The 13,616-nt window shown below is 62.7% G+C and carries 10 protein-coding genes; 5 read left to right on the forward strand and 5 right to left on the reverse strand.

All coding sequences use genetic code 11. The features are described from left to right. The first annotated feature begins 12 nt into the window (after window positions 1-12). On the forward strand, window positions 13-387 hold the full coding sequence (locus JQ624_RS07665; RefSeq protein ID WP_212418259.1) for a DUF6285 domain-containing protein: 375 nt from the start codon (window positions 13-15) through the stop codon (window positions 385-387). A gap of 98 nt (window positions 388-485) precedes the next feature. On the opposite strand, the gene JQ624_RS07670 is transcribed toward JQ624_RS07665, so the two are convergent. Beyond that, the gene (locus tag JQ624_RS07670; RefSeq protein WP_212418260.1) at window positions 486-1,265 is read right to left on the reverse strand and encodes an enoyl-CoA hydratase-related protein; all 780 of its coding nucleotides are present in this window, start codon (window positions 1,263-1,265) and stop codon (window positions 486-488) included. Window positions 1,266-1,490: 225 nt separating this feature from the next. On the opposite strand from JQ624_RS07670, the gene JQ624_RS07675 reads away from it, so the two are divergent. Continuing rightward, window positions 1,491-2,765 (forward strand): acyl-CoA dehydrogenase family protein, encoded by a 1,275-nt coding sequence (locus JQ624_RS07675; RefSeq protein ID WP_212418261.1) that lies wholly within the window; start codon window positions 1,491-1,493, stop codon window positions 2,763-2,765. 145 nt (window positions 2,766-2,910) lie between these two features. Here JQ624_RS07675 and JQ624_RS07680 read toward each other — a convergent pair whose 3' ends face one another. Together JQ624_RS07680 and JQ624_RS07685 are read right to left on the reverse strand one after the other, a co-directional pair. After that, entirely contained in the window at window positions 2,911-4,491 is a 1,581-nt protein-coding gene (locus tag JQ624_RS07680; protein ID WP_212418262.1) for a fatty acid--CoA ligase, read from the reverse strand. Window positions 4,492-4,689: 198 nt separating this feature from the next. Beyond that, the gene (locus JQ624_RS07685; protein ID WP_212418263.1) at window positions 4,690-5,562 is read right to left on the reverse strand and encodes an SDR family oxidoreductase; all 873 of its coding nucleotides are present in this window, start codon (window positions 5,560-5,562) and stop codon (window positions 4,690-4,692) included. A gap of 103 nt (window positions 5,563-5,665) precedes the next feature. Between JQ624_RS07685 and JQ624_RS07690 the strand changes: the two genes are divergently transcribed. From JQ624_RS07690 to ppc, 3 genes are all read left to right on the forward strand, one after another. Beyond that, a complete protein-coding gene (locus tag JQ624_RS07690; protein ID WP_212418264.1) occupies window positions 5,666-6,481 on the forward strand; it encodes a crotonase/enoyl-CoA hydratase family protein in 816 nt (271 codons plus the stop codon). Between the two features lie 142 nt (window positions 6,482-6,623). Next, complete coding sequence (locus JQ624_RS07695; protein WP_212418265.1) at window positions 6,624-8,168, forward strand: acyl-CoA synthetase; 1,545 nt, start codon at window positions 6,624-6,626, stop codon at window positions 8,166-8,168. A gap of 225 nt (window positions 8,169-8,393) precedes the next feature. Continuing rightward, on the forward strand, window positions 8,394-11,186 hold the full coding sequence (gene ppc, locus JQ624_RS07700; RefSeq protein ID WP_212418505.1) for a phosphoenolpyruvate carboxylase: 2,793 nt from the start codon (window positions 8,394-8,396) through the stop codon (window positions 11,184-11,186). Between the two features lie 139 nt (window positions 11,187-11,325). Here the strand turns inward: ppc and JQ624_RS07705 are convergent, their stop codons facing one another. Beyond that, complete coding sequence (locus tag JQ624_RS07705) at window positions 11,326-12,261, reverse strand: SMP-30/gluconolactonase/LRE family protein (protein WP_409334307.1); 936 nt, start codon at window positions 12,259-12,261, stop codon at window positions 11,326-11,328. Window positions 12,262-12,626: 365 nt separating this feature from the next. Next, a complete protein-coding gene (locus JQ624_RS07710; RefSeq protein ID WP_212418267.1) occupies window positions 12,627-13,541 on the reverse strand; it encodes an SDR family oxidoreductase in 915 nt (304 codons plus the stop codon). Window positions 13,542-13,616: the final 75 nt, after the last annotated feature.

Raw genomic sequence — 13,616 nt, forward strand, 5'->3', positions numbered from 1 at the left:
GAGAGAGTAAAGATGCAGGACGAACCGACACCCACCGAACTGATAAAGGCCGTTGCCGATTTCCTCCGCAACGAGATCACGCCCACCATCAAGGGCCACAACGCCTTCAAGCTCCGCGTCGGCATCAACGCGCTGGATCTCGTGACGCGGCAACTGGCGCTGGAGCAGGGGAGTGATGCCGCGGAGGCGGTGCGGCTGAAGCAGTTGCTCGGCATGGATGGTTCGCTGCTGGAACTCAATCGCGCGCTGTCGGAAAAGATTTCAAAGGGCGAGGTCGATCTGCAGACGCCCGGGCTGGCCGAGCATCTCTGGCAGACCACGATGGACAAGCTCGCCGTCGACCAGCCGAACTATGGGTCATACAAGAGGGAGCTGGAGAATAAGTGATTATCTTCGTCATTCCGGGATGGTGCGCTAGCACCAGACCCGGAATCTCGAGATTCCGGGCTCTCGCTTTCGCTCGCCCCGGAATGACGACTACGTCGTCACCGCCCCAGCCATTTCGGCGGGCGCTTCTCCGCAAACGCCTTCGGTCCCTCGATGTAATCCTGCGAGGCCGCCATCGCCTTCACCGCCGGATACTCGCGCTGCTCGGCGATCGCCTGCTCCAGCGAGACTTCGAGTCCCCTCTGGATCGCCTGCTTGGAGGCGCGGATCGACATCGGCGAATTCTTGCAGATCGTCTCCGCCCATCGCTCGGCCGCCGCCAGCGCTTCGCCGGCCGGAACCACCTCGTTGACGAAGCCCAGTTCGAGCCCCTCCTTGGCCGAGACATGGCGCGCGGTGAGGATCATGCCCATGGCGCGCTTCAGCCCGATCTGCCGCGGCAGGCGATGCACACCGCCGGCCAATGCTGCGAGGCCGACGCGCGGCTCGGGCAGCGCAAACGTCGCATTCTCCGACGCAATGATGAGGTCGCAGGCCAGCGCGATCTCAAAACCGCCGCCCATCGCCACCCCGTTGACGGCAGCGATGATCGGCTTGTCGCAGTCGAAGCGCGAGGTGAGGCCGGCGAAACCGCCCTTGTCCCAGCCACGCTTGCCGCCGGCGGCCTGCCACTTCAGATCGTTGCCGGCGCAAAACGCCTTGTCGCCGGCGCCGGTGACGATTGCGACCCATTGCTCGGGGTCGGCGGAAAAATCGTCGAACACCTTGTTGAGTTCGAAATGCGCGTCGATATGCAACGCATTATACACTTCGGGCCGCGACAGCGTGATGATCGTAACCGGCCCCTTGCGCGTCACCTTGGAGAATTTCAGGTCCATGTTTGCTCCCGTTTCGATTTTCTGCGGCGAAGAATATTGGCCGCGATCATAGCGCCAGCCCGGCGTCCGATACCATCCAATTACGCAACGCGCCTGCGCGTGCCAAGGTTCATTCCGTTGCTTGACTTACATGTGGTCTTCCAACCTTAATCCATCGGAGCAGGAGCGCTCGCGTAGCGCCTAAACGCAAATCAACAACAAACGATATTCCCGGGAGAGACCACCTTGGATTTCAACCTGCCTGCCGACCTCGTTAGCTATCTCGATGAACTCGACCGCTTCATCGCGCGCGAGATCAAGCCGCTGGAGGAGGCCGACGACAACATCCGCTTCTTCGATCACCGCCGCGAGTGGGCCCGCACCGATTTCGAAAACGGCGGCCTGCCGCGGCATGAATGGGAAGTGCTGCTGCGCAAGGCGAAGAACCTTGCAGACGCTGCCGGGCACCTGCGCTTCGCGATTCCGAAGCGCTATGGCGGCAAGGATGGTTCCAATCTCTGGATGGCCGTGATCCGCGAGCACTTCGCCTCGAAAGGCCTTGGCCTGCACAACGACTTGCAGAACGAGCATTCGATCGTCGGCAATCTGCCCATCGTCACCATGCTCGACCGCTACGGCACCGACGATCAGAAGGCGATGATCGACGGCTCGATCACGGGAAAGTACCGCATCACGTTCGGGCTCACCGAGCCCGAACATGGTTCCGACGCGACGCATATGGAAACCAAAGCCGTTCAGGCGACCCGCGACAACGTCAAGGGCTGGGTCATCAACGGCCAGAAGATGTGGACGACCGGCATGCATGTCGCGACCCATTGCGCGCTGTTCGCCCGCACGTCGGGCAATGACGGCGATGCGCGGGGCATCACCTGCTTCCTGGTGCCGGCCAAGAGCGCAGGCGTGAAGGTCGAGGAGTATATGTGGACCTTCAACATGCCGACGGACCATCCGCGCGTCAGCTTTACCGACGTGTTCGTGCCCGACGATGCGTTGTTCGGCGAAGTCGGCCGGGGACTATCGCTGGCGCAATGTTTCGTGCACGAGAACCGCATCCGGCAGGCAGCGAGCTCGCTGGGGGCTGCCGTCTACTGCATCAACGAAAGCGTCAAATATGCCCGCGAGCGAAAGCCGTTCGGCAAGGCGCTGGCCGAGAACCAGGCGATCCAGTGGCCGCTGGTGGAGCTGGCGACGCAGGCCGAGATGCTCAGGCTGTTGATCCGCAAGACCGCGTGGGAGATGGACCAGCTCACGCAGGCGCAGGTCGAGCACACGCTCTCCGACCGGGTGTCGATGTGTAATTTTTGGGCCAACCGCCTCTGCTGCGAAGCCGCCGACCGCGCCATGCAGGTGCATGGCGGCATGGGCTATTCGCGCCACAAGCCGTTCGAACACATCTACCGCCACCACCGCCGCTACCGCATCACCGAGGGCAGCGAGGAAATCCAGAAGCGCAAGGTCGCGGGATTCCTCTTCGGCTACATGGGGGCGGGGAAGCACTGAGTGTGTGGAGCGCCTCGCCGCCGCCCTGTGCTGTCATACCCCGCGAAGGCGGGGTATCCAGTACGCCGCGGCTTGTCCGTTCAATCTCCGCGGCCTCTGGAATACTGGGTCACCCGCCTTCGCGGGTGACGACAACGGAGGATAATCAATTCACCTGACGGTCCTTCCCCGCCCAATACGGTTCGCGCAAATTCCGCCGCAGAATCTTCCCCGACGGATTACGCGGCAACGCCTCCAAAAAGTCCACCGACTTCGGCGTCTTGAATCCGGCAATGCGTTCGCGCGTAAAATTGATGATGTCGGTGGCGGTCGCCTGCTTGCCGGGCTTCATCACCACGATCGCCTTCACCGCTTCGCCCCATTTGTCGTCGGGGATGCCGATCACGGCGGCTTCGGCCACATCAGGATGATCGCAGATCGCGCTTTCCACTTCGGCCGGGTAAATGTTCTCGCCGCCGGAGATGATCATGTCCTTGATGCGGTCGTGGATATAGAGGTAGCCGTCCTCGTCCATGTAGCCGGCGTCGCCGGTGCGCAGCCAGCCGTCGCTGCCGAGCGTTCTGGCGGTCGCCTCGGGCAGGTTCCAGTAGCCGGCCATGTTGGAGCCGGAGCGGGTGGCGATTTCGCCGACCTGGCGCGGCGGCAACCGCTTGCCATCAGGGTCAAGGATTGCGAGTTCGATTCCCGGCAGCGCCTTGCCGGCGGAGCGCATGCGCTCCAGGCCCTCGACATGGTCCTCGGGCGGAAGTGCGACAATGGTGCCTGTCGTCTCGGTCATGCCGTACAACTGCACGAAGCCGCACTTGAACACCTCGATGCACTCCTTCAAGAGCGCAGCGGGAATCGGCGAGGCGCCGTAGAGCATGTATTTCAGGCGCGAAAAATCCACCTGCCGCGCGCGGGGCTGCCGCACCACGAACTGCATCGCGGCCGGCACCATGAACAGCTTTGTAATCCCGGACTGCTCAAAGAAATCCAAAATCTTGGTTGGATCGAACTCGCGCGCGATCACGCCCTTGGCGCCGTGGTAGAGGCCCATGACGCCCCAGCCGGAGCCGCCGATATGGAAGATCGGCATCGCCACCAGCGAGACGTCATCCGCCGTCCACTTGTTCCATTCCGGCTTCTCGGCCTCATTGCCGGATTGCACCAGGTTGAGGAAATTGGCGTGCGACAGCATCGCGCCCTTGGGCTTGCCCGTGGTGCCCGACGTATAGAGCTGGATCGCGATGTCCTTCGGGCTGATCGGCACGTTTGGGTCGTCGCCGCTCTGCGCATCGCGCCAGGCCGTAAAATCCTGCCATTCCGGCGCGCCGCCCTCGGTGGTGATGACGGTGCGGACATCAGGCAGTTGCGCCTTGATGTTGCGGACCTGGGTGATGAACTCGGGACCTACGAACAGCACCGGCGCCTTGCAATCGCTGACGATAAACGCGACCTCGGGGCCGGCGAGGCGCCAGTTGACCGGCGCCATCACCACCTTGGCCTTCATGGCGCCCATCAACAGCTCGAAATAGATGTCGCTGTTCTTGCCGAGATAGGCGATCCGCTCACCCGGCTTGACGCCGAGCGCAATCAGTGCATTCGCAACGCGGTTGGTGTTGATGTCGAATTCGGCGAAAGTTGTCTGGCGCCCTTCGAATTCATAGGCCAGCGCGTTGCCGAGGCTCTTGGCGCGGTCGCGCACCATGTCGGCAAGGTTCGTCAGTTGCTGCGAAGCGGACATGTCTCTCCCGTGGCGTCTTGTTTTCGTTGCGCGGAGTTTGGCGTCATCCGGCAGCAAAGACAATACGGGACTGTCGTCCCTGCGAAAGCAGGGACCCATACGCCGCGGCCTATCGGTGAGGCGATGGGGCTAGTTACCTTCGTACCAATCGACGCTGGTGGTTATGGGTTCCTGCGTTCGCAGGAACGACAGCAGAGATCATCCCCTTGCCGCGCGGTCCTTTTCGTTCTGCGCCTTGATCGAGTCGCGCGCCTTGTTCCAGTCGTCGTCGCTCCAGTCGCGCAACTGATAGAAATTGCCGCCCATGGCGAGCGCCTGCGCGCCGTCCATGGCGATGGTTTCGCCGTTGATCCAGTCGCAGCCGCCGGAAATCAGGAACACGGCGAGGTTCTGCAGTTCCTCCATGGTGCCAACCCGGCCCATCGGGTTCTGCGCCCGCGTGCGCGCGCCGGCCTCATCGCCGGGCTTGATGCGCTTGCTCATGCCCTCGGTCGGGATTTCGCCCGGCGCAATGGTGTTGAGGCGGATGCCATGTTTGCCCCATTCGACCGCAAGCGACATCGTCATGGCATGGATCGCCGATTTGCTCATCGCCGACGGCACCACATAGGGCGAGCCGTTGCGCACCCAGGTCACGGTGATCGACACCACATTGCCGGGCAGCTTGGCGGCGATCCAGCGCCGTCCCACCGCGTGCGTCACGTAGAAGGTGCCATGCATCACGATGTTGGCGACGGCGTCAAAGCCGCGCGGCGAGAGCTCTTCCGAGCGCGAGATGAAGTTGCCGGCGGCGTTGTTGATGAGATCGGTGAGGGGACCGGAGGTCCATATCTGTTCGATCATTTCGTCGACGGCCATCGCATTGCGGATGTCGACGCCGTGGCTGATCACACGCCCGCCGTGAAGGTCCATCAATTCGGTCGCAGTCTCGTCGCACACAATTTTGCGGCGGCCGCAGATGTGGACCTCGGCTCCCAGTTGGAGAAACCGCGCTGCCATGGACTTGCCGAGGCCGGTGCCGCCTCCGGTCACGAGAATGCGCCGCCCGATGAGAAGCTGATCGTTGAACATCGTTTCCACCCACGGGAATTGTCTGTTAATTGGTCGATTGACTAAAACCGGACAACGCCGTTCTGTAAAGCAGCAACTGAGGATACCAGCGAGGAGATTTTTCATGGAGCAACGCGTTTCGATCTCGATTTCGGACGGCATCGCCGATGTCCGGCTGGTGCGGGCCGACAAGATGAACGCACTCGATGCCGCGATGTTTGAGGCGCTGGTGACCGCAACCGAGCGGCTCGCCCATGAAAAAGGCGTCCGGGCGGTAGTATTATCCGGGGAGGGGCGAGCGTTTTGCGCCGGCCTTGATATGGGACGCTTCGCCGCGATGAAGGAAAGCGGCGGTAACGGGATCGCCGGTGGCGAGAAACGCGACCTTACTGCACGCACGCATGGTGCGGCGAACTTTCCGCAAGCTGCGGTCTGGGGCTGGCGGCAGCTTCCGGTGCCGGTTATCGCCGCGATCCAGGGCGTCGCCTTCGGCGGCGGGTTTCAGCTCGCGCTCGGCGCCGACATGCGCTTTCTCACGCCCGATGCGCGGATGTCGATCATGGAGATCAAATGGGGCCTGGTGCCCGACATGGCTGGCACACCCATTCTCGCAAGCCTCGTCCGTGACGACATCCTGCGCGAACTCACCTATACCGGCCGCATCTTCTCCGCGCAGGAAGCCATGAGCTATGGCCTCGCGACGCGGATCTGCGATGATCCGCTTGCTGCGGCCTTCGAGGTCGCCCGCGAAATCGCCGGCAAGAGCCCGGATGCGATCCGCGCCGCCAAGCGCATGCTGAACAATTTGTCCGTCGATCCCGGCCCGGCGCTGCTGGCCGAATCCGTCGAGCAGCAGAAATTGCTCGGCAGCCCCAATCAGACCGAGGCGGTGCGCGCCAATATGGAAAAGCGCGCGCCGCGGTTCGCGGACGTGGGGTAAGTATCAAACCCTCATCCTGAGGAGCGCGGAACGCGCGTCTCGAAGGATGAGGCCCGTGGCCCCTCATGGTTCGAGACGCGCGAAGACGCGCTCCTCACCATGAGGACTTCCACCAAACCCGGCAACAGATCGGAAAGCGACAATGTCTACGTCCTCCCCCTTCCTCGGCATCATCAGCGGCCCGCGCCGGCGCCATCACGACGAGATCGCCGATCGCACCGACCGCATCGCCAGCGGCTTGCAGAAACTCGGCGTCAAACAGGGCGACAGCGTCGCCATGCTGATGCGCAACGACATCGCCTTCATCGAGGCGGCCTATGCCGCGATGCGGCTCGGCGCGTACGGCGTGCCTGTCAATTGGCATTTCAAGCCGGAAGAGATCAATTACGTGCTGAAGGATTCCGGCACTTCGGTGCTGATCGCGCATGCCGACATGCTGCATCAGTTGCGCGAGGCGATCCCGCCAGGCGTCACCGCGCTCAGCGTGCCGACGCCGCCGGAAATTATCGCCAACTACAAGATCAATCCCGATCACCTCACCACGCCCGATTTCGCGATCGATTTCGAATCCTGGCTCAAGCAGCACCCGCGCTATGACGGGCCGGCGGTGCCGCAGCCGCAGAACATGATCTACACCTCGGGCACGACAGGCCATCCCAAGGGTGTTCGTCGTTTCGCGCCGACGCCGGAGCAGATCGCCAACGCCGAACGCATGCGCGGAATGATCTACGGCCTAAAGCCGGGCGCCCGCGCGCTGCTTCCCGGGCCGCTCTACCACTCCGCCCCGAACTCGTTCGGCCTGCGCGCCGGCCGCCTCGGCGGCGCGCTGGTGATCATGCCGCGCTTCGACGCGGAAGAATTTTTGCGCGTGGTCGAGACCGAAAAAATCGACACTGTGTTCATGGTGCCGACCATGTTCATCCGGCTGATGAAACTGCCGGAGGAGGTCCGCAGGAAGTACGACATGTCGTCGCTGCGCCACATCATCCATGCGGCTGCGCCCTGTCCGGCCGACGTCAAACGCGCGATGATCGTATGGTGGGGGCCGATCATTTACGAATTCTACGGCTCGACCGAATCCGGCGCCGTCACCTTTGCCACTTCCGAGGACGCGCTCAGGAAGCCCGGCACCGTCGGCAAGATCGCTCCGGGGGCGGAACTGCGCTTCATCGGCGACGACGGCAAGGAATTGCCGCAGGGCGAGATCGGCGAAATCTATTCGCGGATCGCGGGCAATCCTGATTTCACCTATCACAACAAGCCGGAAAAGCGCACCGAGATCGATCGCGACGGCTTCATCACCTCGGGCGACGTCGGCTATATCGACGCCGACGGCTATGTCTTCATCTGCGACCGCAAGCGCGACATGGTAATTTCGGGCGGCGTCAACATCTATCCGGCCGAGATCGAGGCGGCGCTGCATGCAATATCAGGCGTGCATGATTGCGCGGTGTTCGGAATTCCCGACGCGGAATTCGGCGAGGCGCTGATGGCGGTGGTGGAGCCGCAGCCGGGCGTGTCGCTCGACATCGCCTCCGTCCGCGCGCAGCTCAAAATATCGCTGGCGGACTACAAGGTGCCAAAGCATATCGAAATCCAATCGAACCTGCCGCGGGAAGATTCCGGCAAAATCTTCAAGCGCCGCCTGCGCGATCCCTATTGGGAGCGGGCGGGGCGGAGGATTTAGAGGGGCACATAGCTAAACCCTCATGGTGAGGAGCGCGAACGCGCGTCTCGAACCATGAGGCCCCAAACTCATCCTTCGAGACGCGGCCAAGAGGCCGCTCCTCAGGATGAGGACCTCCTGCGTGGCTGCACCACCCCGCATCTTTATCTTGCACTGCGGCAAAAAACTTGCACACTCGGAATTGCCGGGCAATTTCTGAGGTAGCCAGCCATGTCTTCCCAGATAGTGTCTTCCCAGACCATGCCTTCCGAGAACGAGGCGCGGTCCAATCGCAGCGACGACGCGCTGGCGTTGGAGGAAGATGCCCGGCTACGGACCGATATCCGCCTGCTCGGGCGCATTCTCGGCGATACCGTGCGCGACCAGGAAGGCGCCGATGTGTTCGACCTGGTCGAGCGCATCCGGCAGACTTCGATCCGGTTCCACCGCGACGAGGACAAGTTGGCGCGGCGGGAACTCGAAACCATCCTCGACAGCATGTCGACCAGTGACACGGTGCGCATCGTCCGCGCCTTCAGCTATTTCTCGCATCTCGCCAACATCGCCGAGGACCAGAACAACATCCGCCAGATGCGCGGCCGTGGCCCCGGCGGGCCGCGGCCGAACGCGCTGACCCAGACCCTGGCCCACGCAAAGACGGCCGGCTTCAGCGCGGCCGACCTGCGCCGCTTCTTCAGGGATGCCCAGGTCAGTCCGGTGCTGACCGCGCACCCCACAGAAGTCCGCCGCAAGAGCACGATGGATCGCGAGATGGAGATCGCGGCGCTGCTCGACCGGCGCGAACGCATGCAACTCACGCCGGAGGAAGCCGAAGCCAGTGATGAGCAATTGCGCCGCGCCGTGCTAACGCTGTGGCAAACCAATCTGTTGCGCCGGACCAAGCTGACCGTGCTGGACGAGGTCGCCAATGGCCTGTCATTCTATGACTACACCTTCCTGCATGAGGTCCCGCGGCTGCATTGCGCGCTGGAGGATCGGTTGAACCAGGAGGAGGGCGGAGCGCCCGATGAACTGGCGTCGTTCCTGACCATGGGCAGCTGGATCGGTGGCGACCGTGACGGCAACCCGTTCGTGACGGCCGACGTGATGCGGGGAACCTTGCGGCTGCAGTCGAGCCGTGTCGTGAACTTCTATCTGGAGCAATTGCACGCGCTGGGCGCCGAACTGTCGCTCGCGGCACATCTTGCCGACGTTTCCGAAGAATTGCGCGCATTGGCCGGGCGCTCGCCCGACTCCTCGCCGCACCGAAGCGGCGAACCATATCGCCTCGCGGTGTCAGGCATTTATGCGCGGCTAACCGCGACGGCGTTGAAGCTCGATATCGAGACGACAAGGCGTCCGGTCGGCGAGGCCGCGCCCTATGCGAGCGTGAAGGAATTCAAGGCAGATCTCGACGTGCTCGATCGTTCGCTGATCGCGAACAATTCCGGCGTGATCGCGCGCGGGCGGCTGCGGTCGTTGCGCCGGGCCGTCGATTGTTTCGGCTTCCATCTCGCCCGGCTCGATATCAGGCAGAATTCAGCAGTGCATGAACGCACGGTGACGGAACTGTTCGATGCAGCGATCCCCGGGATGTCCTACCTGGACCTCAACGAGGAAGCCCGCGTCAACCTGCTATTGAGCGAGCTGCGCAGTGCAAGGCCGCTCAGCTCGGCCTTCGTCAAGTACAGCGAGGAGACGCTTGGCGAACTCGCGGTGTTCCGCGCGGCCGCCGAGGCGCATGCCAGGTTTGGCACCGACGTGATCCACCAATGCATCATCTCGATGTGCAAGGGCATGTCCGACATGCTGGAGGTGGCGGTGCTGCTGAAGGAGGTCGGTCTCATCAACCCCTCCGGTCGCAGCGCCATCAACATCGTGCCGCTGTTCGAGACCATCGAGGATCTGCAGGCCTCATCCGGCATCATGGACCGGATGCTGTCGCTGCATGACTACCGCCGGCTGGTGGACAGCCGCGGCGGCGTCCAGGAAGTGATGCTCGGCTATTCCGACAGCAACAAGGATGGCGGCTTCGTCACCTCGGGCTGGGAGCTCTACAAGGCCGAAATCGAGCTGGTCGAGGTGTTCGAGCGCCACCATGTGCGCTTGCGGTTGTTTCACGGCCGCGGCGGCTCGGTTGGCCGCGGCGGCGGCCCCAGCTATGACGCCATCATTGCGCAGCCGGGCGGGGCCGTGAACGGCCAGATCCGCATCACCGAGCAGGGCGAGATCATCTCCAGCAAATATTCCAATCCGGAAGTCGGCCGCAGCAATCTGGAAATCCTCGCCGCCGCGACGCTGGAGGCAAGCCTGCTGCATCCGCGGCAGAGCGCGCCGCGCAAGGAGTATCTGACCGCGATGGAGCAATTGTCCGCGCTGGCCTTCAGGGCGTATCGCGGGCTGGTCTACGAAACCGAGGGCTTCGCCGATTATTTCTGGGGCTCCACCGTCATTACCGAGATCTCGACGCTCAACATCGGCAGCCGTCCGGCGTCGCGCAAGAAGACCCGCGAGATCGAGGATCTCCGCGCCATTCCCTGGGTGTTCAGCTGGGCGCAATGCCGGCTGATGCTGCCGGGCTGGTATGGTTTCGGCTCCGCGGTCGAAACCTGGATAGCGGAGCATCCGGAGCAGGGCATGCCATTCCTGCAGGAGCTCTACCGCGAATGGCCGTTCTTCCGCACGCTGTTGTCGAATATGGACATGGTGCTGGCGAAAAGCTCGATCGCGATTGCCTCACGCTATGCCGAATTGGTGCCCGACGTGAAATTGCGTGAAAGCATTTTTGGTCGCATCCGGCGCGAATGGCATTCGTCGATCGAGACGCTGCTCGACATCATGGGGCACGAGCGTCTCTTGCAGGGCAACCCGCTGCTGGAACGCTCGATCCGCAATCGCTTTCCCTATCTCGATCCGCTCAACCACGTGCAGGTGGAATTGCTGAAGGAGCATCGTGCGCACAGTCCGGACGAGCAGGTGCTGCGCGGGATTCAACTGACCATCAACGGAATATCCGCGGGGCTAAGGAATAGCGGGTGAGGGACGCCACGGCCCGCCCCACCGTCATTGCGAGCGCAGCGAAGCAATCCATCTCTCCGAATACGCGGATGCATGGATTGCTTCGTCGCTTCGCTCCTCGCAATGACGGACGTGGGAATCGATCACGCCTCGAATCCGTTCACGGCTTCATCGCGCCCTGCACACTCGTGTAGACCGCATAGAGCGACGACGAACCGCAGATATAAAGTCTGTTCCGTTGCTGACCGCCGAAGCACAGATTGGCGACAGTTTCCGGGATGTGGATCTTGCCGAGCAGATCGCCGTCCGCCGTGTAGCAGCGCACGCCGTCCTCGTTCGGATCGCCCCAACCCACGGAGCACCAAACACGCCCGGCGGTATCGCAGCGCAGCCCGTCGGTAATGCTGGGCTTGGGCATGTCCGCGAAGACCTTGCTGTTCGAAAGCTTTCCGGCCCCAAGATCCACGTCGAACACGCGGATATGCGACGGGTTGTCCGGCCCATCGGTGAATCCGGTATCGCAGATATAGAGCTTCTTCTCGTCAGGCGAGAAGCAAAGGCCGTTCGGCTCCACGAAGTCATCGACCACCATCTTGATGTCGCCGGATTTCGGATCCACCCGGTAGACGTTTTTCTTTTCCTGCTCAGGCTCGGCCTTGATGCCCTCGTAATAGCCGCCGATACCGTAGGCTGGGTCGCAGAACCAGATCGAACCGTCGGCCGCGACGACAGCGTCGTTCGGCGAGTTCAGCTTCTTGCCATTGTACTTGTCGGCGATGATCGTGATCGAGCCGTCGAGTTCGGTCCTAGTCACCCGTCTGCCGCTATGCTCGCAGGTGATCAGGCGTCCTTCTCGATCAATGGTATTGCCGTTCGAGTTCATGGACGGCTGGCGGTATACGCTGACGTGACCGTCATCCTCTGAAAAACGCATGATGCGGTTGTTGGGAATGTCGGAGAACAGCACGTAGCGTCCAGCCGGGAAGTAGACCGGGCCTTCGGCCCAGCGGAAGCCGGTGGCGACGCGCTCGACGGCCATGGTGCCCGCGAAGGCCGGAAAGCCTGTCGGCCCGAACGAAACCTTGGGCTTCTTCATCGACTCCAGGCGAGAGTCCGGATAGCGGGCGCCGGGAAGCGGGCCGAGCGGCAGGGGCTGCGTTGCCGTGGTCGGCGCGCCGGTTTGGCCGAGAGGCGCGACAGAGGCGGCAGAAGCCGTCTTCATCGTCACGGCCGAGGCGGCAAGTGCCGCCGCGCCTGTCAGTATTTTGCGACGGTCAAAACCGCCGCCGCCTTGTTGCTGGGGATCGGAAAGGGTCAGTGGGGTTGTCATGATTTCCTCCCAAGTTTTTTGTTGGAAGGAAAACATCGGCCCGCAATCCGGCATAAAGCGGGCGGGGCGCGCTGAGCAGCCGAAGATTGTCGTCCCAGCAACCAGCCGGGACGACCATTTTCATAGAGCCGTCAGATCGGATCCCAGGGGAAGATGTCCGCGGAACGATCGAGCTTGTAGAACGATCCCTTCAGCGCCGGCATGCCGTGCTCGGCGATGGTCTGCGGCGTCCAGCCTTCGCTCCGCTGCACCGACCGCAGCGGACGATTCTGGCTGAACAGGAAGATCTCGTTCATCCGCACACCGAAGATTTGTCCGGTCACGTCCTTGGCGGCGTCGCTGAGCAGATAGGCGCAGATCGGCGCGATCTTCTCCGGTCCCATCTGCTGGATCTTTGCCACGCGCGCCTTCTCGGCCTCGGTCTCAGTCGGAATGGTGCCGATCATGCGGGTCCAGGCGAACGGCGAGACGCAGTTCGAGCGAACGTTGAAGCGGCCCATGTCGAGCGCAATCGACTTCGACAGGCCGACGATGCCGAGCTTGGCGGCGGCGTAGTTGGCCTGGCCGAAATTGCCGATCAGGCCCGAGGTCGAGGTGAAGTGCACGAAGGAGCCGCTCTCCTGTTCGCGGAACAGCCGCGCCGCGGCGTGAGAGACGTAGAACGAGCCCATCAGGTGCACCTTGATGACGGCTTCGAACGCTTCCACGCTCATTTTGTGGAAGATCATGTCGCGCAAGATGCCGGCATTGTTGACGACGCCATCGAGCCGGCCGAAATGATCGGTCGCCGTCTTCACGATCTTGCTGGCGGGGATCGCTTCCGCCACCGACTCGAAGTTGGCGACCGCGGTGCCGCCGCGCTTTTTGATCTCCTCGACCACTTCCTCGGCGGGGGCTGCGCTCGAACCGGCGCCATCCGCGGCAACTCCGGGATCGTTGACCACGACCTTGGCGCCTTCGGCAGCGCAGAGCAGTGCGATTTCACGCCCGATGCCGCGGCCTGCGCCGGTGACGATGATGACCTTGTCTTGCAGTGATTTTGCCATTGGGACTCTCCGCTATCGGTTCTGATTTCGGCCGTCATTCCGAGGCGCGCAACGCGCGAACCCGGAATCCATTTC

It is taken from the genome of Bradyrhizobium sp. AUGA SZCCT0283 (genome assembly GCF_018130385.1).
Lineage (GTDB): Bacteria > Pseudomonadota > Alphaproteobacteria > Rhizobiales > Xanthobacteraceae > Bradyrhizobium.

Excerpts from the sequence above, each read along its gene's own strand:
- JQ624_RS07665 (WP_212418259.1), top strand. The coding sequence starts at position 13 with ATGCAGGACGAACCGACACCCACCGAACTGATAAAGGCCGTTGCCGAT.
- JQ624_RS07705 (WP_409334307.1), bottom strand. The coding sequence starts at position 12,261 with ATGAAGAAGCCCAAGGTTTCGTTCGGGCCGACAGGCTTTCCGGCCTTC.
- JQ624_RS07710 (WP_212418267.1), bottom strand. The coding sequence starts at position 13,541 with ATGGCAAAATCACTGCAAGACAAGGTCATCATCGTCACCGGCGCAGGC.
- JQ624_RS07680 (WP_212418262.1), bottom strand. The coding sequence starts at position 4,491 with ATGTCCGCTTCGCAGCAACTGACGAACCTTGCCGACATGGTGCGCGAC.
- JQ624_RS07690 (WP_212418264.1), top strand. The coding sequence starts at position 5,666 with ATGGAGCAACGCGTTTCGATCTCGATTTCGGACGGCATCGCCGATGTC.
- JQ624_RS07695 (WP_212418265.1), top strand. The coding sequence starts at position 6,624 with ATGTCTACGTCCTCCCCCTTCCTCGGCATCATCAGCGGCCCGCGCCGG.
- JQ624_RS07685 (WP_212418263.1), bottom strand. The coding sequence starts at position 5,562 with ATGTTCAACGATCAGCTTCTCATCGGGCGGCGCATTCTCGTGACCGGA.
- JQ624_RS07670 (WP_212418260.1), bottom strand. The coding sequence starts at position 1,265 with ATGGACCTGAAATTCTCCAAGGTGACGCGCAAGGGGCCGGTTACGATC.